Origin of the sequence: Azonexus caeni, from assembly GCF_048146105.1 — a bacterium.
GTDB lineage: Bacteria > Pseudomonadota > Gammaproteobacteria > Burkholderiales > Rhodocyclaceae > Azonexus > Azonexus aromaticus_B.
Map to the genome: position 1 here is coordinate 87,526 of NZ_JBKJAD010000002.1, position 17,826 is coordinate 105,351.

Consider the following 17,826-nt stretch of genomic DNA (forward strand, 5'->3'; position numbering starts at 1 on the left):
CCTGCAAAATTGCAGGAGAAACAAACCCGTGAATTATAACGGGTTTATTCCCTCCCGACAATTGCTTTCGCCGCTTTCCACCGTCCGACGGGCCTTCCCGCTCAGGGTTTCGGCGCCGCCTTCGGCGCTCCCAGCTCGCGCATCAGCGCCTTGACTTCAGCTTCCTCAAGCTCGTGGCAACGACCGCGCTTCAACTGCGGCGGCAGCACGAACGGACCGTAACGGACACGGATCAGCCGACTCACCGTGCACCCGACCGCCTCGAACATGCGCCGCACCTCGCGGTTGCGGCCTTCGAACAGGCTCACCCGGTACCACTTGTTGGCGCCTTCGCCACCGGCGTCGGTCAGACTGGAAAAATTCGCCGGCCCATCCTCGAGTTCGACCCCTTTGAGCAGTTGCTGCTGCGCTTCGTCAGTCAACTCCCCGAGGACGCGCACCGCGTACTCGCGCACCAGTTCCGAGCTCGGATGCATCAGCTTGTTGGCCAGCTCGCCAGAGGTGGTGAACAGCAGCAGACCCGAGGTGTTGAAGTCGAGGCGGCCGACCGCGATCCAGCGCCCGCCGCGCATCCGCGGCAAGGCGGCGAACACCGACGGACGACCGTCCGGATCGTCGCGCGAGACGATCTCGCCTTCCGGCTTGTGGTACATCAGCACGCGCGGCGCGCGGGCACCTGCCCCGGTGAAGCGGATGTTGATCAGGCGACCGCCGACCTTCACCTTGTCGGTCGGAATCACCGACTGGCCAAGCGTCGCCACCTCGCCGTTGACGCTGACCTTGCCGGCGGCGATCCATTCTTCCATCTCGCGCCGCGAACCGACGCCGGCCTGGGCCAGGATCTTCTGCAGACGCTCCGGCTTGGCCTCGATCAATGGCTTGCCGTTGCGGCCGATGTTGCCGCGATTGGCGCGCCCGGTCTGTGGTTTGCCCTGCCGCCGAGGCGCCGGCTTGGGCGCCGCCTCGGCGGCGTCCGGCAGATCGTCGCCGGCATCCGGCGCACGCCCGGCGGGCAAGGGCTGGTTGCGCCCGGCACCACGGCGCGGCCGCCCGCCAGCCGGGGCTTCAACCGCCCCGCCCGGGGCGCGGAAAGGAGTACGTTTATTGGTTTTCATGAGTCAGCTCCAGTGTCTGGCTGATTTGCTCCAGCGGCGGCAGTTCGCTGACGCTACGCAGGCCCAGATCATCGAGAAATTGTTTGGTCGTGGCAAACAGCGCCGGTCGACCGGGGGTGTCGCGGTGGCCGACGACGTCGATCCAGCCACGCTCTTCAAGGGTTTTGACGACATTCGGATTGACCGCGACGCCGCGGATCTCCTCGATGTCGCCACGCGTCACCGGCTGCCGGTAGGCGATGATGGCCAGCGTCTCCAGCACGGCGCGCGAGTATTTCGGCGGTTTTTCCGGATTCAGCCGCTCGAGGTAAGGCAGGAATTCGGCGCGCGTCCGGAAACGCCAGCCGGACGCCAGCTGCACCAGCTCGACCGGGCGCTCGGCCCATTCGGCACGGATCTGGTCGAGCAGCTTCCTGAGCGTTTCCGACGACAGTTCCTCGTCGAACAGCTTTTTCATGTCGTGCGTCGTCAGCGGCTCGCGGGTGGCGAGCAGTGCCGCTTCAAGCACTTTCTTGATCAGGCTCGCCGCCATCGCCCTCCTCCAGCATTGTTTCCTCCGCTTCGCCGTCGCGCAGATTGACGTAGATCGGCGCAAAAGCCTCGGTCTGCGTGATGCGGATCAGCTTCTCCCGCCCCAGTTCGAGCATCGCAATGAAATGCACGACCAGGCCGGGCGGTCCCATCGCCGGGTCGAACAGGGTCTCGAACTGCACGAAACCGCCCTTTTCCTGCAAAGCCCGAAGAATGATGCCCATGTGCTCGCGCACCGACAACTCCTCGCGGCTGATCTTGTGGTTGCGCTTCAGGAGCGCCTGGCGGACGACCGCCATCCAGGCATCGCGCAGATCGGCCGCCGACACTTCCGGCAGACGTTCGATCAGCGATTTCTCGACCAGCGTCTCGACCCAGAAGAATTCGCGCTCCGCCTGCGGCATCGCATTCAGCCGCTGACCGGCGAGCTTCATCTGCTCGTACTCCATCAGCCGGCGCACCAGTTCGGCGCGCGGGTCCTCGGTCTCGTCATCGCCGGGCAGCTTGGGGCGCGGCAGCAGCATGCGCGACTTGATCTCGATCAGCATCGCCGCCATCACCAGGTACTCGGCAGCGAGTTCGAGGTTACTGGCGCGCATCGCCTCGACGTAATCGAGATACTGCCGGGTCAGCGGCGCCATCGGAATGTCGAGGATGTCGACGTTGGCCTTGCGGATCAGGTAGAGCAGCAGGTCGAGCGGCCCCTCGAAGGCGTCGAGCATGATCTCGAGCGCATCCGGCGGGATGTAGAGGTCCTGCGGCAGCGTCTCGAGCGGCTCGCCGTAGATGCGGGCAACCGGCTCGAACAGCGTCGCCTGCGGCAGGTCGACCGCAAGGTTCATGCGGCAACCGCCGGGCGGCAGTGGCGGAGCGCCGCACTCGCCATCAGTGGTATTCCAGCCCCATCGACTCGCGCACGTCGCGCATCGTCTCGCGCGCCAGTTCGCGCGCTTTCTCGCAACCGTCGGCAATGATGTTCTTGACCAGCACCGGATCGTCGAGATACTGCTGGGCGCGCTCGCGCATCGGCGCCTGCTCGCGCAGGATGCCCTCGATCACCGGCTGCTTGCAGTCGATGCAGCCGATGCCGGCGGTACGGCAGCCTTGCGCCAGCGTCTCGCGCGTCGCCGCGTCGGTATACACCTGGTGCAATTGCCAGACCGGGCAGCGCGCCGGATCGCCGGGATCGGTGCGACGCACGCGCTGGGTGTCGGTCGGCATCGACTTGACCTTCTTGGCCACCGATTCTTCGGACTCACGCAGGGTGATCGTGTTGTTGTACGACTTCGACATCTTCTGCCCGTCGAGCCCCGGCATCTTCGATTCTTCGGTCAGCAGGTAGCCCGGTTCGACCAGGATCATCTTGCCGGTGCCTTCCAGGAAACCGAACAGGCGTTCGCGGTCGATCGCCGACAGGTGCTGGATTTCGTTGAGCATGGCTTTACCCTGCTCAAGCGCTTCCTTGTCGCCTTCCTGCTGGAAGCGCGTGCGCAGCTCCTCGTAGAGGCGAGCCTTCTTGCCGCCCAGCTTCTTGACCGCGTCGCGCGCCTTGTCCTCGAAACCGGGTTCGCGACCGTACATGTGGTTGAAGCGGCGCGCCAGCTCGCGGGTGAATTCGACGTGCGGAATCTGGTCCTCGCCGACCGGCACCTTGTCGGCGCGGTAGATCAGGATGTCGGCGCTCATCAGCAGCGGATAGCCGAGGAAACCGTAGGTGGTCAGGTCCTTGCCGGCCAGCTTTTCCTGCTGGTCCTTGTAGGTCGGCACCCGCTCCAGCCAGCCGAGCGGCGTCATCATCGACATCAGCAGGTGCAGTTCGGCGTGCTCAGGGACGCGCGACTGGATGAACAGCGTCGCCTGGTTGGGATCGACGCCGGCTGCAAGCCAGTCGATGACCATGTCCCAGGTCGCCTTTTCGATGCTCTGCGGGTTGTCGTAGTTGGTGGTCAGCGCGTGCCAGTCGGCGACGAAGAAGAGACAGGGATATTCGTGCTGCAGGCGGACCCAGTTCTTGAGGACGCCGTGGTAATGGCCGAGATGCAGCGCCCCGGTGGGACGCATGCCGGAAAGGACACGTTCTGCGTACATAGCGGTTGTCGTTTAGTAAAGACCGAAAAGGAATTCGATGGCGTGCGCCGTGAAGAGCACCAGAGGATTCATGATGTCGCCGAGGATACCGGTGAACAACAGGACCAGCAAAATCGGGAAACCCCACGGCTCGATGCGCGAGAACTGCCAGGCCAGCCGGTGCGGCAACAGGCTGACGGCAATCCGCCCGCCGTCGAGCGGCGGCAACGGCAGCAGGTTGAGGACCATCAGCACGCAGTTGATGATGATGCCGATCTCGGCCATGCGCGCCAGCGGCACCGCGAAGAAATCCGGCACCACCCACGACAGCTTGAACATCAGCGCCCAGAAACAGGCCATCGCCAGGTTGGCGGCCGGCCCGGCGGCGGCAACCCAGAGCATGTCCTTCTTGGGCTGGCGCAGCCGGGTGAAATCCACCGGCACCGGCTTGGCGTAACCAAACAGGAAGTTGCCTGCCGAAAAAATCAGGATCGCCAGCGGAATCAGCACGGTACCCACCGGATCGATGTGACGCAGTGGATTGAGGCTGATGCGCCCGAGCTGCCAGGCGGTCGGATCGCCGAAATGGCGGGCCGCGTAACCGTGCGCCGCCTCGTGCAGGGTGATCGCGAAAACCACCGGCAGCGCGGCGATGGCGATGGTCTGGATCAGCGCATTGATATCGAGCATGTTCAATCCAGCCCAAAGGGCGCCAGCGGCCCGCGCCCGGCGCGAACCAGCTCGGGCGAAGGCCCGGTCAGGTCAACGACAGTGGTCGGTTCGATGCCGCAGGGGCCGCTGTCGAGGATCAGTTCGAGCTGCTCGTCGAGGCGATCCTGGATTTCCCAGCCCTCGGTGAGCGGCGCGTCGTCGCCCGGCAACTGCAGCGTGGTCGTCAGCAAGGGCTCGTTCAGCTCCTCAAGCAGCGCGAGCGCCACCGCGTGCGCCGGCACGCGCAGGCCGATCGTCTTGCGCTTCGGATGCAGCACGCGGCGCGGCAACTCCTTGCTGCCTTCGAGGATGAAGACGTAGCAACCGGGCGTCGTCGCCTTGAGCAAGCGGTACTGCGCGTTATCGACGCGAGCGTAGGTGGCAATCTCCGAGAGGTCGCGCACCATCAGCGTCAGATGATGGCGCTCGTCCATCTGCCGGATCTGGCGGATGCGGTCCATCGCCTCCTTGTCACCGAGATGGCAGGCCAAGGCATACGAGGAATCGGTCGGCACGGCGACGATCGCCCCGTTGCGGATGAATTCCGCAGCCTGGACGAGCAGTCGCGGTTGCGGGGAATCGGGATGGATATTGACGACGCGGGCCATGATTCAATGAAAAAGACGCCACACCGGCTTGAGGTCCGGGGGCAGTTGAAAGGCGCGACCGAGTTCGACGTGGCTTTCTTCCGGCCCGTGAAAATCCGAACCGCGCGACGCGTGAAAGGCGTAATGCCGCGCCAGGCGGGCGAAATGCAGGACGTGGTCGGGCGAATGGCTGCCGCTCGACACCTCGATCGCCTGACCGCCGAGATCCTTGAACTCATCGAGGAACTTGCGCATGTCGCCACCCGACATCTTGTAACGCCCGGGATGCGCCACCACGGCAACGCCGCCGGCGGCGCGGATCCAACCCACCGCATCGGCCAACGTCGCCCAGCGGTGATCGACGTAACCCGGCTTGCCCGGCGTCAGATAGTGCTGGAAAACGCCGGAAATGTCGCGGGCGATGCCGATCGACACCAGATAGCGGGCGAAATGGGCGCGCGAGATCAGGTTCGGATTGGTCACATAACCGAGCGCACCTTCGTAAACACCGGAAATACCGATCTTTGCCAGCGCCTCGCCCATTCGCCGGGCGCGCTCGACACGGCCGCCGCGCAGACTTTCGAGACCGCCGACCAGCGCCGGATGCGCGGGATCGAAGGCAAGGCCGACGATATGGATCGGCATTTCCCGCCACTCGATCGAGATTTCCACGCCATTGACAAAGCTCATGCCGGCCGCTGCAGCCGCTTCAGCCGCCTCGGCCAGGCCGCCGATGTCGTCGTGATCAGTCAGCGCCCAGCAATCGACACCGTTCGCCGCCGCCCGGCGGGCGACCTCCGCAGGCGCCAACAGGCCGTCGGAAACCGAGGAATGGCAATGGAAATCGAAATTGGCTGGGGTCACGGAAATGAGCAAAAAAGCAAACCGGGAGTTTATCACGAAGGCGTGAAGCGGCCGCCGAACCTTGTGCGGCGCAACAAGTTGCTTGGACATTGATCACCGGCTATAGTGCCAACCGTTCCACGGGAGAGCGCAGCGCAAGCTGCCGCCGAAGGCGCAATTTCACCCGAAAACGCTCAGGCAAAAGGACCGCGGAACCAGTGGCAGGCCACTGAAACTCTGGAGAGCGATGACGGCCCGCCCGGCTATCATCCACCGATGGGGCAAATCTCTCAGGTATCAAGGACAGAGGGGTGAAACGCAAGACGCAAGTTTTCCGTTTCACCCCTTTTCCGTTTCCAGAAACGGCTTTAACAAAAGCCAGCAAAGGATTGATATGCTGAAGAAAACAGTGCTCAACGCCGCTCACCGCGCGCTCGGCGCCCGGATGGTCGATTTCGGCGGCTGGGACATGCCGGTCAACTACGGCTCGCAGATCGAGGAACACCACGCCGTCCGTAACGATTGCGGCATGTTCGACGTCTCGCACATGTGTCCGGTCGACCTGGTCGGCACCGATTGCCGCCCCTTCCTGTCGCGCCTGGTCGCCAACGATGTCGCCAAGCTGACGGTTTCCGGCAAGGCGCTCTACTCCGCCATGCTCAACGAGGCCGGCGGCGTCATCGACGACCTGATCATCTACTTCCTCACCGACACGCGCTTTCGCATCGTCGTCAATGCCGGCACCGCCGACAAGGACGTCGCCTGGATGCTGGCCAAGGCCGCCGAGTGGAAGCTGGACGTGACGATCACGCCGCGCCGCGACGGCAACGTGCCGCTCGGCATCATCGCCGTACAGGGTCCGAATGCCCGAGCCAAGGTCTGGCAGGTACTACCCCAGGTCAAGGCGGCAACGGAAGGCCTGAAGCCCTTCTTCGCTGCCGAAGTGGACCAGTACTTCATCGCCAGCACCGGCTACACCGGCGAGGACGGCTACGAGATCATGCTACCGGCCGGCGAAGCCGAAACCATCTGGACCGCCCTCAAGGACGCCGGCGTCGCACCCTGCGGCCTCGGCGCGCGCGATACCCTGCGCCTGGAAGCCGGCATGAACCTTTACGGTCAGGACATGGACGAGACCGTCTCGCCGCTCGACGCCGGCCTGGCCTGGACCGTCGCCATGAAGGACGAACGCGATTTCGTCGGCCGCGCCGCTTTGGCCGCCAACGGCCAGCAGAAGCAGTTCCTCGGCCTCGTCCTGCTCGACAAGGGCGTCTTGCGTGGCCATCAGAAAGTAATTACCAAACAAGGCGATGGCGAGATTACTTCAGGTAGTTTCTCACCAACGCTGCAGCAATCCATCGCCCTTGCCCGGCTGCCGCTCGGCGTCGCCGTCGGCGACGAAGTCGAGGTCGACATTCGTGGCAAGCTGCTCAAGGCCAAGGTCACCAAACCCGTTTTTGCCCGCAACGGCAAGGCTGTTCAATAACCCCCATTCAGGAGAAAACCATGTCCAACGTCCCGTCCAACCTCAAGTACGCCGCCTCCCACGAATGGGTCCTGAAGAACGAAGACGGCTCCGTCACCGTCGGCATCACCGACCACGCGCAGGAAGCGCTGGGCGATCTGGTCTTCGTCGAGCTGCCGGAAGTCGGCGCCCATTTCGACAAGGAGCAGGAAATCGCCGTCGTCGAATCGGTCAAGGCCGCCGCTGACGTCTATGCGCCGCTCGCCGGCACCGTCACCGAAGTCAACGCGGCCGCCGCCGACGCCCCGGAATCGGTGAACCAGGACGCCTACGCCGCCTGGCTGTTCAAGATGACGCCGGACAACCTGGCCGACGTCGACGCGCTGCTCGACGCCGCCGCCTACCAGGCCGTCGCCGACGCCGCCTGAGAAGGACCACCCATGCCGCTCAATCAAACGCTCTCGCTGCTCGAGCAGCACGACGAGTTCATCGACCGTCACATCGGCCCCTGCGCCGCCGAGACTGGCGAAATGCTGGCCGCCATCGGCGCCGCCAGCCTCGACCAGTTGATCGACCAGACGGTGCCGGCGGCCATCCGCCTGCCGGCCGATCTGCCCTTGCCGGCACCGCGCCGCGAACACGAGGCGCTCGCCGACCTGAAGGCGATCGCCGGCAAGAACCTGATCAAGAAGTCCTGCCTCGGCATGGGCTACTACGACACGCTGACGCCCAAGGTGATCCTGCGCAACGTCATGGAAAACCCCGGCTGGTACACCGCCTATACGCCCTACCAGGCCGAGATCGCACAGGGCCGTCTGGAAGCGCTGATGAACTTCCAGCAGATGGTGATCGACCTCACCGGCCTGGAGATCGCCAACGCCTCGCTGCTCGACGAAGCGACCGCCGCCGCCGAGGCGATGACGATGGCGCGACGCGTCTCCAAGTCGAAGTCGAACCGTTTCCTGGTCGACACTGCCTGTTTCCCGCAGACCATCGACGTCGTCCGCACGCGCGCCGGCTACTTCGGCTTCGACGTTGTCGTCGCTGCCGCCGATGCGGCGGACGGCGAATTCTTCGGCGCCCTGCTCCAGTACCCGGACGACAACGGCGAAGTACGCGACCGCAGCGCGCTGATCGCCAGCCTCAAGGCACGCGGCGCCACCGTCGCCGTCGCCTGCGACCTGATGGCGCTGGTGCTGCTCAAGTCGCCGGGCGCCATGGGCGCCGACATTGCGCTCGGTTCGAGCCAGCGTTTCGGCATCCCGATGGGCTTCGGCGGCCCGCACGCCGCCTTCTTCGCCACCCGCGAAGCCTTCGTCCGCTCGATGCCCGGCCGCATCATCGGCGTCTCCAAGGACGCCCGCGGCAACACCGCCTACCGCATGACCTTGCAGACGCGCGAACAGCACATCCGCCGCGAGAAGGCGAATTCCAACATCTGCACCTCGCAGGTGCTGCTCGCCAACATGGCCGGCATGTACGCCGTCTATCACGGCCCGCAGGGTTTGAAGACGATCGCCGCGCGCATCCACCGCCTGACCGCGATCTTCGCCGAGGGTCTGAAGCGGGCCGGCGTCAAACTGCTCACCGGGCAGTTCTTCGACACTGTCCATGTCGACCTCGGCGCCCGCGCCGAAAGCGTCTACCACGCTGCCATCGGCGCCGGCTACAATCTGCGTCGCGTCTCGGTCGGCGTCCTAGGCCTCTCCTTCGACGAAACGACGACGCGCGGTGATGTCGCCGAACTGTTCAAGCTGATCACCCAGGTCACGCTCGACATGGCCAGCCTCGACGTCCAGGTCGCCGCCGCCACGCCCGCCCTGCCGGCGGCGCTGCTGCGCAGCGATGCGATCCTGTCGCACCCGGTGTTCAACACGCACCACACCGAGCACGAGATGCTGCGCTACCTGAAGTCGCTGCAGAACAAGGACCTGGCGCTCGACCACTCGATGATCTCGCTCGGCTCGTGCACCATGAAGCTGAACGCGACCAGCGAAATGATCCCGGTCACCTGGCCGGAATTCGGCGGCATCCACCCGTTCGCCCCGCGCGATCAGGTCGCCGGCTACCACGAAATGATCGCCGGCCTCACCGAATGGCTGAAGACGGTGACCGGTTTCGACGCCATCTGCATGCAGCCGAACTCCGGCGCCCAGGGCGAATACGCCGGCCTGGTGGCGATTGCCCGCTACCACGCCAGCCGTGGCGAAGGCCACCGCAAGGTCTGCCTGATCCCGAAATCGGCGCACGGCACCAACCCGGCCACCGCCCAGATGGCCGGCATGCAGGTTGTCGTCGTCGATTGCGACGACAACGGCAACGTCGACGTCGCCGACCTGAAGGCCAAGGCCGAGCAGCACAAGGACGACCTCGCCTGCCTGATGATCACCTACCCGTCGACGCACGGCGTCTTCGAGGAAGCCATCCGCGACATCTGCGCCATCGTGCACGCCAACGGCGGCCAGGTGTACATGGACGGCGCCAACCTCAACGCCCAGGTCGGCCTGACCTCGCCCGGCTTCATCGGCGCCGACGTCAGCCACATGAACCTGCACAAGACCTTCGCCATCCCGCACGGCGGCGGCGGACCGGGCATGGGCCCGATTGGCCTCAAGGCCCACCTCGCTCCGTTCATGGCCAACCACGTGGTGGCCCCGATCGACGGCCCGCACGGCGGCCAGGGCGCGGTTTCCGCAGCGCCCTTCGGCTCCGCCTCGATCCTGCCGATTTCCTGGATGTACCTGGCCATGCTCGGCGGTGCCGGCGTCAAGAAGGCGACCCAGTTCGCCATCCTCAACGCCAACTACGTCGCCAGCCGGCTCAAGGACCACTACCCCGTGCTCTACGTCGGCAAGAACGGCCGCGTGGCGCACGAGTGCATCCTCGACATCCGCCCGCTCAAAGCCGCCACCGGCATCGCCGAGATCGACATCGCCAAGCGCCTGATGGACTACGGCTTCCACGCCCCGACGGTATCCTTCCCGGTCGCCGGCACGATCATGGTCGAGCCGACCGAGTCGGAATCGAAGGCCGAACTGGATCGCTTCATCGAAGCCATGGTGGCGATCCGCGCGGAAATCCGCGAGATCGAGAACGGCACCTGGAGCGCCAGCGACAACCCGCTGAAGAACGCGCCGCACACCCAGGCCGACCTCGTCGATGCCGAGTGGCGCCATCCCTACAGCCGGCAACAGGCGGTCTTCCCGCTGCCCTGGGTAGCGGCCAACAAGTTCTGGCCGAGCGTCAATCGCATCGACGATGTCTATGGCGACCGCAACCTGAACTGCGCCTGCCCGCCGCTGTCGACTTACCAGGACTGAAAACACTCCCGGTGAACATACAAACGGCCTCGCAAGAGGCCGTTTGCAATTGCGGAAGGATGATTTCGCGTCAGCGCAAGGCCTGACCATCCTTCTGGTACTGCGGCGAACGCGGGCCAAAAAGAATGCCGTTTGGCACACCGGCGCTCAGCAGCCGCGAACTCGTCAGACCGGCGATCACGTGCCCTTGCTCGCTGACCGTTTCGATGATCTGCCGAACGACCGCCTTGACCAGCATGCCGATCAGACCGCCGCTATTGTTGTCGCTCTCGGCACTCGATGCCGTCGCCGAACCATGCCACAGTTGCTTGCCTGTACGTAGATCGACCAGCCTGGCCTCCGCCGTGACCCGCGTTTCGCTGGCGATCACCTTGTAGGACGTGCCGTAGTCCTTGATATTGATGTAAAGCGCAGCGTCGGCACCGAATATTTCCCGCAACTTCGCCGGTGCGACGTCATGGATGTCGGTCGGCGTCGTCAGCCCATTTTGCTTGAAGGTCTCATCGACCAGGGTCACCGGAAAGACGTAATAGCCTGATTCGGCCAGCGGCAGCATGGCGTGGGAAAGCATGCTGTAGCTTGCCTTGATGTCCGGAGACTGGTTGATCGGCGGCAACACCAGGATCGACGCCGGGCGCGCCGCCCGAAATGCGGTGTAATCGTAGGCCTGCTGCGTCGCACAGCCACCGAGCGTAGCCAGGGCAAGTGCCAGAAAAGGCAGGCGCTTGGCAATGAACGATTGGGTTTTCATCGCGCACCTTCCGGTTTCTGCTTCTTCTTGAGCAGGAAATCGAGATAGACCGAGCTTTCCGGAAAACTCTGCTTCTCGGCCAGCAGATTCTGCTCGAACAGATCGGTGCGCCCCGTCAAACCGTAGAGCATGCCGAGATGCGCCTGCAAACCCGGCGGGACATGGCGCCCGCTCGCCTTTGCCTCCTCGCGAACCTTCTCGAGCGCAACAATGCCTTCTTCCGGCCCCTTGTCACCCTTGAAATAGCCGTACTGGACGGTCTGAAAATCTCCCCAGTGGTAGAGCGGCTGGCGCTGCTGGGCACAGCCCGTGAACAGTAGCGCACAGGCGCATGCCGGCAGCAGCCATCTCTGGCTGGTCTTTACTTCCCTCATAAACCCTCCCTGCCGGAATCAGTGCGCCGGACGCCAGGCGCCACTTTCGACACCCTTGACCAGAGCATCGACCGCTTCCCGGATGGCCAGATCGAGTACCTTGCCGTTCAACGTCGAGTCATAGCTGGCGGTACCGCCAAAGCCGATGACTTCGCGATTCGACAGGGCATATTCGCCGGCACCGAAGGTCGAATAAATGACTTCCGATGTCTCGACATCGACCACGTTCAGCGCCACCTTGGCGTAGGCCACCTGCTGCTTGCCGCGACCGAGCAAACCGAAAAGCTGATGGTCGCCAACTTCCTTCCGGCCAAATTCGGTGACATCACCGGTGATGACGTAGCGCGCCCCCTTCAGGGCTTGCTGCTTGCGGGCGATCTCCGCTTCCTGCTTGGTCTCGCTCAGGTTCTGGCGATCGAGGACGGAAAAACGATTGCTCTGTTGCAGGTGGGCAACCAGGATCGTCTTCGCCTGACTGCCGAGACGATCGACGCCATCGGAGAACACCCCGCGCAAGAAACTGGAACGATTGTCAAACTTGCCTACCGAGACCGGCTGTCGTTCGCCGGCGTATGGCCGGGCAGCAGCGGCGGTTTGCTGGGATTCGATCGGACGCGAGCTTTCGGTTGCGCACCCCGAAAGCATGAGAGCCAGACCCACTGCGGAAATCACCACGGCGTTTTTCTTGAATTTCACCGCAAGCTCCTGAAAATTGAAAAATTTCTACTGAAACAGGCATACAAATTGCCAAACGAAATCCGGTGCAATCCATGAATTGTCCGCCAGCTCGGGCCATTCCGGCAACAGGGAGTTCCACCGGGAAAGAGAATTCCAGCGTTTGATACCTGTTCCGGCAACAGAAAAGATCGACTGCGTGCCCAAAGACACATAACATCGTTCGCATTCGACATCGGGAAAACCAATGACTTCATCCGCAGCCCAGCTTTCCGCTCATGCCAAATGGCCGAACGTCCCCGCCTGTTACGAGTGGCTTTCGCTCGACCGGCGCGGTGACTGGCGATTGCAGGGAGAGCGGGTGACACACCGCGGCCTGATCGAGTTCATGAACCGGCAATATGCCGGCGACGAAAGTGGCCGCTGGTTCGTCCAGAACGGTCCGCAACGGGTCTATGTCGATCTCGCCGCAACGCCATGGATCTTCCACCGCGACGGCGCGGCCTTCGTCGCCCATACCGGTGCCCCGGCCGGTGAGATCAGGACCGTGTTGATCGACGGCGACGGCAGCCTCTACCTTGACGCGGCGCTCGGCATCGGTTTGCTCGACGACCGCGACCTGGCCGCTTTTTTCGAGGAATGCCGGCCCCATGACGAGGTCAGCCTGCTGCGCCTGATGGCGGGCAACGGCGGCGAAATCCGCTGGCAGGGCCTGCCGCTGCAATACATCGCGGCCGATCGGCTGGCCCAGCGCTACGCTTATCTCAAACAACCACGCCCGTAAGCGCGCTCAGGGCTCGCCCGGATCGTCGTCGCTGGCCTGCAGCCACCACAACAGATCCTCGCCCTGCAATGGCGCCGGAATCATCTGGTTGCGCTTCCAGCGATAGACCGGCCCGAACGGCAGGTAACGCGCCATCACCTGGCCCTGCCGGGTGACGCCGAAAAAAGGCAGGCCGGAACGGATCGCGGCGCGGATATCGTCGTGTGTCATGCGTCTGTCACCTTTTTTACAAACGCCCCGAGTATCCCGCGCCTGCCGCTGCCGGACAAGTCCCGAACGGCGCGAACGGCACGGGCACCCGGGCGACTGGCCCTGTTCTTGCTGTGTCTCTGGCGCCAATCACTACCACACAACGCCATGACCCCTGCTGAAATCGCCACCTGGGCAAGCAACAAGCTCGTCGCCCCGCTCGATATCGACTGCGTCATCACCCTGATGCTCAAGATACTCGACGGCAAATGCAAAATGAGCGACGCCGACCAGCTGGTCGCCAGCCAGCTCTACGACGCAGTCGGCCAGCGGCCGGTGCACCGCCTTGATGCCGCCAGTTGTCACGCGCTGATCGCCGAGTCGCGTCGGCATTGTGACGAAAACCTGAAAATGCGCATTTACGAACAGCGCCTGCTGGCCGAAACCATGCTCTCTCGCCCGGTGATGAAGGCCTTCAAGGCGCGCCTGCGCGAGGCCGGCATCTTGTACCACGACAGTGCCGACCGCTCCACAGCGGCCTAGGGCCTTGCCTTCGTCATGACGCGGTATATGATGCAGACAAGTCCATCGTCGATCACCGCCAGCCGGGAGCCTGCATGCCGAAGCGACCGCATCTCACCACCATTGCCCGCTCATTTTCGGCCGCCGTCGTACTACTGGCGCTGGTCGCCTGTACACCGCGCCTGCTGGCGCCTTACGATGAAGTCACCGACCGCAGCGTCAGCGCCCTGCAACGACAGACCGAAGCCCACCTGATCGGCCTTGAGGCGGCTGCCGGCACGCCCGATTGCGTTTTCGACAGGCACCAGCGCTTCTATACCGACGCCCGCATTGAAATCAGCGCCCTTGCCGTGCGCACCGCAGCCATCCCCGGCAACGAGCGCACCGCCGAACAGACGACACTGCTCCTCGCCAGCCTCGACAGCCTGCGCCAGTTGCACCGGCTCGGCTGTCTGGCGCCGGAACAGATCGCCATCCTGCGCACCCAGTTCAACAGCAGCTTCACCGCCATCCTCAGGCTGGAACTGGCGAAGCGGCGCCCATGACCACGGAGCCAACAATGAAGCTCGACACCGGAGAATTGAGCCAGGCCATCCTGGCCGCCTTCCAGGGCAGCCTGCACGAGCGCTGGCCGGAAATCCGCGAGTACGGCGAGAGCGAGGCGAAGAAGCTGGTCATGATCGAAGCCTTGCAGGCGTCGGGCAAGATCACGCCGGCCCAGGCCGCGCTGCATCTGGAAATCCAGAAGAACGCCTGCCGCAGCGTTTTACTGACGCTCGAAGGACTCGGCCTGCTCGCCGTCGAAGCCGCGCTCGACGCGGCGTTGGACGTCGTCCGCGAAACGGTCAACGGGGCGCTTGGCTTCGCCCTGCTGTAAGCCCATACCACCCGAGGAGACGATCATGGCCAAGACAATGGCACCGTACTACCCGATCATCTATGTCCGCGGCTACGCGATGACGCCCGGCGAAATCGCCGATGCCGTGTCGATGCCGTACATGGGCTTCAACCAGGGCGCGACCAAGTTGCGCCAGGCCTGGGATGGGCGCGTCACCAAGCACATCTTCGAGTCGCCGCTGATCCGGCTGATGAAGGAATACGGCTATCGCGACTGCTTCGCCGACGGCGCCGAGATCAGCGGCAGCCTGCCGGCGCGCAGCGTCGTCATCTATCGCTATTACGAGACGGCGGACAGCGACCTCGGCGACGGCAAGACGCTGTCGATTCCCGAAGCGGCGCGCGGCCTGCAGGCCTTGATCCAGCGCGTGCGTCGCCAGGTCTGCGGCGACGACGACGAACTGCTCGCCGCCTTCAAGGTGCATCTGGTCGCCCATTCGATGGGCGGACTGGTGATCCGCGCCTTCCTGCAGAACGATGCGATCAGCACCCCGGCCGACCGCGCTCTGGTCGCCAAGGTGTTCACCTATGGCACGCCGCACAACGGGATCGAGATGGCGGGAATCAACGTGCCGTCGGTTCTCGGCCTGTGGGACATCAACAACTTCAACCGGCAGCGGATGGCCGAATACCTCGGCCTGCCCGGGAAGCCCGAGCGGGTCGACTCGCTGGACGGGAAATTCGACCCGCAGCGCTTCTTCTGCTTCGTCGGCACCAATCACCGCGACTACGCCGCCGCGCTCGGCGTTTCCCGCCTGTTGGCGGGCGAGATGAGCGACGGCCTGGTGAAGATCGAGAACGCCACCGTCAGCGGTGCCCCGCGCGCCTTCGCCTATCGCAGCCACAGTGGCCCGTTCGGCGTCGTCAATTCGGAAGAGGGTTACCAGAACCTGGTCCGTTTCCTGTTCGGCGACCTGCGCGTCGATGGCAGTCTCGACGTCGATGCCCTGCCCCTGCCGCCCTCGGTGCAGAAGGCCAAGGACGCCGGCAAGCAGATCCGCGGCTCCTACTATTTCGAGGCGACGGTCGCGCCACGCGGCAGCTTCAGCGCCAAACTGACCGAGCGCCGCCGCGACACCTACAGCGCCGTGCTGCGCCGCTACGACGAACTGCTGCGCGTCGACCGTGCCGGCCGCGACGCGCCGCGCTCGCCCGCCCTGTTCTCGACCTTCCTCGACAGCAAGCGCATCACCGTCGGCAAGACCCTGGTCTTTTCGGTTGAACTGGCGGTGTCAAGCACCGGCTACACCATCGACGACAGCTTCTGGCTCGACCAGCACATCGAAGGCGAATACCTGTTCCGTGACACCCTGACGCTGAAGCTGACGCTGGGACAGGACGGCTTCCGGCTGCGCTACCTGAGCTCGGACGAGAACTGGAGCGAGGGCCAGGGGCGACTGGTCAACCCCACGGGCGACCAGTACCTGATCCCGCTCACCTCGAGCAAGGGATTCCGCGGCCAACTCCGTCTGAACGTCAGCCGTTCCGGCTGAGCCCTCAACCGGCCACCGTCTCGCCGATCAGGTCGGCGATCAGTTGCGCGGTCATGCCGTGGCGGTCGCGATCCGGGTTGTACTCGACGATCTCCAGGGCGCGCAGGCCGGGCAAGCCGGCCAGCCAGCGCCAGGCCGTGCGCACGTCGGTCGCCGGCAAGCCGTCCGGCTCGGGACTACCGACGCCCGGCGCGAAGCGCGGATCGATGGCGTCGAGATCGAGGCTGACGCCGAAACCGGCCGGCGCGCTGGCGACGATGCCGACCGCCTCGTCGAGGCAGGCGGCGAAGCCGCGGCGGGCGATTTCCTCGCCGTCGATGATGCGCACCTGCTGGCGGCGCAGGAAATCGATTTCTTCCGGCTCGTAGCTGCGCGCCCCGAGCACGACGCAATGCCCGGCGCTGACCTGTGCGCCGGGCAGGCCGATGCCCAGCAGACGGCGGTCGCCCTGACCGAGCAGGCAAGCCAGCGGCATGCCATGCACGGCACCGGAATAGCTGCTCTCCGGCGTATGGCTGTCGAGGTGGGCGTCGATCCACAGCAAGCCCAATGGCTGCCCGATGCCGCGGGCGACGCCGCTCCAGGTGCCAACCGCCACCGAATGGTCGCCACCGATGACCAGCGGAAACTGCCCCTGGCGCAGGGTGGTTTCGACCTCGTCGGCGAGCGTCCGGCAGAGGGCGGCGATCCGCGCCGTCCGCGACAGCCGCTCGCCGTTCGGGGCAAACAGGGTGCGTCCCCAATCGAGCGCCGGGTGGCGGGCCAGCGCCTGCCAGGCCTGCGAATGATGAAAGGCAACCGGCCCGTCGGCACAAGCCACATCCTGGGCGCCGATACCGCTGGCGGCGCCGGTCACGCGCACCCGACGGCCGTCGCTCATCGGCCTACCAGAGCTTTTCCAGCGCCGTCAGCGCATCGCGCCGGCACAGCTGACCGACCAGGCGCCCGTCATCGAGCACCGGATAACAGCGGTAGTGATGCGCCACGAACAGTTCGATGGCATCGGCCATCGACGACGACGCCGACAGGGTCAGCACCTCGCGGGTCATGTACTGGCCGACCGGGCCGCCCGGCTGTTCGTAGTAGGAGGCGTTGAGCGCCACCTTGAGGCCGTCCTTCTCGGAAAAGAAACCGAGCAGGTGACCATCGCCATCAAGCACCGGCGCACCACTGAGGTGGTGTTCGAGCAGAAGGTGCACCGCCTTCAGCACGTCCATCTCCGGGCTGAAAGCCAGGGGATCGGCGGTCATGTAATCCTTTACGAGCAACGACCTGAGCATGACTCTTCCTCCGCTTGTGCCTCAGACCCGGCCTGCAGGCGGGCCAGGCGTTTTTCACAGGGTTCCTTGCAGCCGGCCGCACAATCCAGGTTGAGCGCCTTGTAACCGCCGCAACTGCCGGCGATCGGCTTGCGCCCGAACATGACACCGATCGCCATGATCAGGACCAGGAAGGCGATGATTCCGAAAGTCACCAGAAATGTCTGCATGGCATCCTCCCTT

General features: G+C 64.5%; 22 protein-coding genes and 2 riboswitches. Of the genes, 8 read left to right on the forward strand and 14 right to left on the reverse strand.

What is annotated here, in order from left to right; translation table 11 throughout:
• Window positions 1–101: 101 nt before the first annotated feature.
• The 7 genes from rluB to ACLIIZ_RS03395 are packed head-to-tail and all read right to left on the reverse strand — an operon-like array spanning window position 102 to window position 5,875.
• Window positions 102–1,115, reverse strand: coding sequence for a 23S rRNA pseudouridine(2605) synthase RluB (gene rluB, locus ACLIIZ_RS03365; protein ID WP_416690791.1), 1,014 nt, complete (start codon window positions 1,113–1,115; stop codon window positions 102–104).
• On the reverse strand, window positions 1,102–1,647 hold the full coding sequence (gene scpB / locus ACLIIZ_RS03370) for an SMC-Scp complex subunit ScpB (protein ID WP_416690792.1): 546 nt from the start codon (window positions 1,645–1,647) through the stop codon (window positions 1,102–1,104). The genes rluB and scpB overlap by 14 nt, the downstream gene beginning before the upstream one ends.
• Window positions 1,616–2,488: a segregation and condensation protein A gene (locus ACLIIZ_RS03375; protein WP_416690793.1), complete on the reverse strand. Its 873-nt coding sequence runs from the start codon at window positions 2,486–2,488 to the stop codon at window positions 1,616–1,618. Before ACLIIZ_RS03375 ends, scpB begins: the two co-directional genes overlap by 32 nt.
• Before the next feature lie 43 nt (window positions 2,489–2,531).
• Complete coding sequence (locus ACLIIZ_RS03380; protein WP_416690794.1) at window positions 2,532–3,734, reverse strand: tryptophan--tRNA ligase; 1,203 nt, start codon at window positions 3,732–3,734, stop codon at window positions 2,532–2,534.
• Window positions 3,735–3,746: 12 nt separating this feature from the next.
• Entirely contained in the window at window positions 3,747–4,394 is a 648-nt protein-coding gene (locus ACLIIZ_RS03385) for a site-2 protease family protein (RefSeq protein WP_416691089.1), read from the reverse strand.
• 11 nt (window positions 4,395–4,405) lie between these two features.
• Window positions 4,406–5,032 carry an L-threonylcarbamoyladenylate synthase gene (locus ACLIIZ_RS03390; RefSeq protein ID WP_416690795.1) on the reverse strand — a complete coding sequence of 209 codons (627 nt, stop codon included), beginning with the start codon at window positions 5,030–5,032 and terminating at the stop codon, window positions 4,406–4,408.
• Window positions 5,033–5,035: 3 nt separating this feature from the next.
• Complete coding sequence (locus ACLIIZ_RS03395; RefSeq protein WP_416690796.1) at window positions 5,036–5,875, reverse strand: 3',5'-nucleoside bisphosphate phosphatase; 840 nt, start codon at window positions 5,873–5,875, stop codon at window positions 5,036–5,038.
• A gap of 110 nt (window positions 5,876–5,985) precedes the next feature.
• A riboswitch (glycine riboswitch) is annotated at window positions 5,986–6,074 on the forward strand.
• Window positions 6,075–6,081: 7 nt separating this feature from the next.
• Window positions 6,082–6,171, forward strand: a riboswitch (glycine riboswitch).
• A gap of 77 nt (window positions 6,172–6,248) precedes the next feature.
• On the opposite strand from ACLIIZ_RS03395, the gene gcvT reads away from it, so the two are divergent.
• The 3 genes from gcvT to gcvP are packed head-to-tail and all read left to right on the forward strand — an operon-like array spanning window position 6,249 to window position 10,639.
• Window positions 6,249–7,340: a glycine cleavage system aminomethyltransferase GcvT gene (gcvT, locus tag ACLIIZ_RS03400; RefSeq protein ID WP_416690797.1), complete on the forward strand. Its 1,092-nt coding sequence runs from the start codon at window positions 6,249–6,251 to the stop codon at window positions 7,338–7,340.
• A 20-nt stretch (window positions 7,341–7,360) separates the two neighbouring features.
• A complete protein-coding gene (gcvH, locus tag ACLIIZ_RS03405; protein WP_416690798.1) occupies window positions 7,361–7,747 on the forward strand; it encodes a glycine cleavage system protein GcvH in 387 nt (128 codons plus the stop codon).
• Between the two features lie 12 nt (window positions 7,748–7,759).
• The gene (gcvP, locus tag ACLIIZ_RS03410) at window positions 7,760–10,639 is read left to right on the forward strand and encodes an aminomethyl-transferring glycine dehydrogenase (RefSeq protein WP_416690799.1); all 2,880 of its coding nucleotides are present in this window, start codon (window positions 7,760–7,762) and stop codon (window positions 10,637–10,639) included.
• Window positions 10,640–10,709: 70 nt separating this feature from the next.
• Here the strand turns inward: gcvP and ACLIIZ_RS03415 are convergent, their stop codons facing one another.
• From ACLIIZ_RS03415 to ACLIIZ_RS03425, 3 genes are read right to left on the reverse strand one after another with little or no spacing between them, the layout of a single operon-like run.
• Window positions 10,710–11,390 (reverse strand): DUF799 domain-containing protein, encoded by a 681-nt coding sequence (locus ACLIIZ_RS03415; RefSeq protein ID WP_416690800.1) that lies wholly within the window; start codon window positions 11,388–11,390, stop codon window positions 10,710–10,712.
• Entirely contained in the window at window positions 11,387–11,764 is a 378-nt protein-coding gene (locus ACLIIZ_RS03420) for a DUF4810 domain-containing protein (RefSeq protein WP_416690801.1), read from the reverse strand. The genes ACLIIZ_RS03415 and ACLIIZ_RS03420 overlap by 4 nt, the downstream gene beginning before the upstream one ends.
• 18 nt (window positions 11,765–11,782) lie before the next feature.
• Complete coding sequence (locus ACLIIZ_RS03425; protein ID WP_416690802.1) at window positions 11,783–12,460, reverse strand: CsgG/HfaB family protein; 678 nt, start codon at window positions 12,458–12,460, stop codon at window positions 11,783–11,785.
• Between the two features lie 226 nt (window positions 12,461–12,686).
• Here ACLIIZ_RS03425 and ACLIIZ_RS03430 point away from each other — a divergent pair, with 226 nt between their 5' ends.
• On the forward strand, window positions 12,687–13,223 hold the full coding sequence (locus tag ACLIIZ_RS03430) for a DUF2946 family protein (RefSeq protein ID WP_416690803.1): 537 nt from the start codon (window positions 12,687–12,689) through the stop codon (window positions 13,221–13,223).
• Between the two features lie 6 nt (window positions 13,224–13,229).
• Here the strand turns inward: ACLIIZ_RS03430 and ACLIIZ_RS03435 are convergent, their stop codons facing one another.
• On the reverse strand, window positions 13,230–13,433 hold the full coding sequence (locus ACLIIZ_RS03435) for a hypothetical protein (RefSeq protein ID WP_374326357.1): 204 nt from the start codon (window positions 13,431–13,433) through the stop codon (window positions 13,230–13,232).
• 147 nt (window positions 13,434–13,580) lie between these two features.
• Between ACLIIZ_RS03435 and ACLIIZ_RS03440 the strand changes: the two genes are divergently transcribed.
• The 4 genes from ACLIIZ_RS03440 to ACLIIZ_RS03455 all read left to right on the forward strand — a co-directional run bounded on the left by ACLIIZ_RS03440 (window position 13,581) and on the right by ACLIIZ_RS03455 (window position 16,324).
• Window positions 13,581–13,955 (forward strand): hypothetical protein, encoded by a 375-nt coding sequence (locus tag ACLIIZ_RS03440; protein WP_416690804.1) that lies wholly within the window; start codon window positions 13,581–13,583, stop codon window positions 13,953–13,955.
• 74 nt (window positions 13,956–14,029) lie between these two features.
• Window positions 14,030–14,479 carry a hypothetical protein gene (locus ACLIIZ_RS03445; RefSeq protein ID WP_416690805.1) on the forward strand — a complete coding sequence of 150 codons (450 nt, stop codon included), beginning with the start codon at window positions 14,030–14,032 and terminating at the stop codon, window positions 14,477–14,479.
• A 14-nt stretch (window positions 14,480–14,493) separates the two neighbouring features.
• Complete coding sequence (locus tag ACLIIZ_RS03450) at window positions 14,494–14,811, forward strand: hypothetical protein (RefSeq protein WP_416690806.1); 318 nt, start codon at window positions 14,494–14,496, stop codon at window positions 14,809–14,811.
• 25 nt (window positions 14,812–14,836) lie between these two features.
• Window positions 14,837–16,324: an esterase/lipase family protein gene (locus ACLIIZ_RS03455; RefSeq protein ID WP_416690807.1), complete on the forward strand. Its 1,488-nt coding sequence runs from the start codon at window positions 14,837–14,839 to the stop codon at window positions 16,322–16,324.
• A gap of 4 nt (window positions 16,325–16,328) precedes the next feature.
• Here ACLIIZ_RS03455 and ACLIIZ_RS03460 read toward each other — a convergent pair whose 3' ends face one another.
• The 3 genes from ACLIIZ_RS03460 to nqrM are packed head-to-tail and all read right to left on the reverse strand — an operon-like array spanning window position 16,329 to window position 17,813.
• Window positions 16,329–17,204: an arginase gene (locus tag ACLIIZ_RS03460; RefSeq protein ID WP_416690808.1), complete on the reverse strand. Its 876-nt coding sequence runs from the start codon at window positions 17,202–17,204 to the stop codon at window positions 16,329–16,331.
• 4 nt (window positions 17,205–17,208) lie between these two features.
• Complete coding sequence (locus tag ACLIIZ_RS03465) at window positions 17,209–17,574, reverse strand: CBS domain-containing protein (protein WP_416690809.1); 366 nt, start codon at window positions 17,572–17,574, stop codon at window positions 17,209–17,211.
• An 8-nt stretch (window positions 17,575–17,582) separates the two neighbouring features.
• Window positions 17,583–17,813 (reverse strand): (Na+)-NQR maturation NqrM, encoded by a 231-nt coding sequence (gene nqrM, locus ACLIIZ_RS03470; RefSeq protein ID WP_416690810.1) that lies wholly within the window; start codon window positions 17,811–17,813, stop codon window positions 17,583–17,585.
• Window positions 17,814–17,826: the final 13 nt, after the last annotated feature.

Excerpts from the sequence above, each read along its gene's own strand:
- ACLIIZ_RS03450 (WP_416690806.1), top strand. The coding sequence starts at position 14,494 with ATGAAGCTCGACACCGGAGAATTGAGCCAGGCCATCCTGGCCGCCTTC.
- ACLIIZ_RS03420 (WP_416690801.1), bottom strand. The coding sequence starts at position 11,764 with ATGAGGGAAGTAAAGACCAGCCAGAGATGGCTGCTGCCGGCATGCGCC.
- ACLIIZ_RS03435 (WP_374326357.1), bottom strand. The coding sequence starts at position 13,433 with ATGACACACGACGATATCCGCGCCGCGATCCGTTCCGGCCTGCCTTTT.
- gcvP (WP_416690799.1), top strand. The coding sequence starts at position 7,760 with ATGCCGCTCAATCAAACGCTCTCGCTGCTCGAGCAGCACGACGAGTTC.
- ACLIIZ_RS03375 (WP_416690793.1), bottom strand. The coding sequence starts at position 2,488 with ATGAACCTTGCGGTCGACCTGCCGCAGGCGACGCTGTTCGAGCCGGTT.
- gcvH (WP_416690798.1), top strand. The coding sequence starts at position 7,361 with ATGTCCAACGTCCCGTCCAACCTCAAGTACGCCGCCTCCCACGAATGG.
- ACLIIZ_RS03430 (WP_416690803.1), top strand. The coding sequence starts at position 12,687 with ATGACTTCATCCGCAGCCCAGCTTTCCGCTCATGCCAAATGGCCGAAC.
- ACLIIZ_RS03390 (WP_416690795.1), bottom strand. The coding sequence starts at position 5,032 with ATGGCCCGCGTCGTCAATATCCATCCCGATTCCCCGCAACCGCGACTG.
- ACLIIZ_RS03440 (WP_416690804.1), top strand. The coding sequence starts at position 13,581 with ATGACCCCTGCTGAAATCGCCACCTGGGCAAGCAACAAGCTCGTCGCC.
- nqrM (WP_416690810.1), bottom strand. The coding sequence starts at position 17,813 with ATGCAGACATTTCTGGTGACTTTCGGAATCATCGCCTTCCTGGTCCTG.
- ACLIIZ_RS03455 (WP_416690807.1), top strand. The coding sequence starts at position 14,837 with ATGGCCAAGACAATGGCACCGTACTACCCGATCATCTATGTCCGCGGC.
- rluB (WP_416690791.1), bottom strand. The coding sequence starts at position 1,115 with ATGAAAACCAATAAACGTACTCCTTTCCGCGCCCCGGGCGGGGCGGTT.
- ACLIIZ_RS03445 (WP_416690805.1), top strand. The coding sequence starts at position 14,030 with ATGCCGAAGCGACCGCATCTCACCACCATTGCCCGCTCATTTTCGGCC.
- ACLIIZ_RS03465 (WP_416690809.1), bottom strand. The coding sequence starts at position 17,574 with ATGACCGCCGATCCCCTGGCTTTCAGCCCGGAGATGGACGTGCTGAAG.
- ACLIIZ_RS03380 (WP_416690794.1), bottom strand. The coding sequence starts at position 3,734 with ATGTACGCAGAACGTGTCCTTTCCGGCATGCGTCCCACCGGGGCGCTG.
- ACLIIZ_RS03460 (WP_416690808.1), bottom strand. The coding sequence starts at position 17,204 with ATGAGCGACGGCCGTCGGGTGCGCGTGACCGGCGCCGCCAGCGGTATC.
- ACLIIZ_RS03415 (WP_416690800.1), bottom strand. The coding sequence starts at position 11,390 with ATGAAAACCCAATCGTTCATTGCCAAGCGCCTGCCTTTTCTGGCACTT.
- scpB (WP_416690792.1), bottom strand. The coding sequence starts at position 1,647 with ATGGCGGCGAGCCTGATCAAGAAAGTGCTTGAAGCGGCACTGCTCGCC.
- gcvT (WP_416690797.1), top strand. The coding sequence starts at position 6,249 with ATGCTGAAGAAAACAGTGCTCAACGCCGCTCACCGCGCGCTCGGCGCC.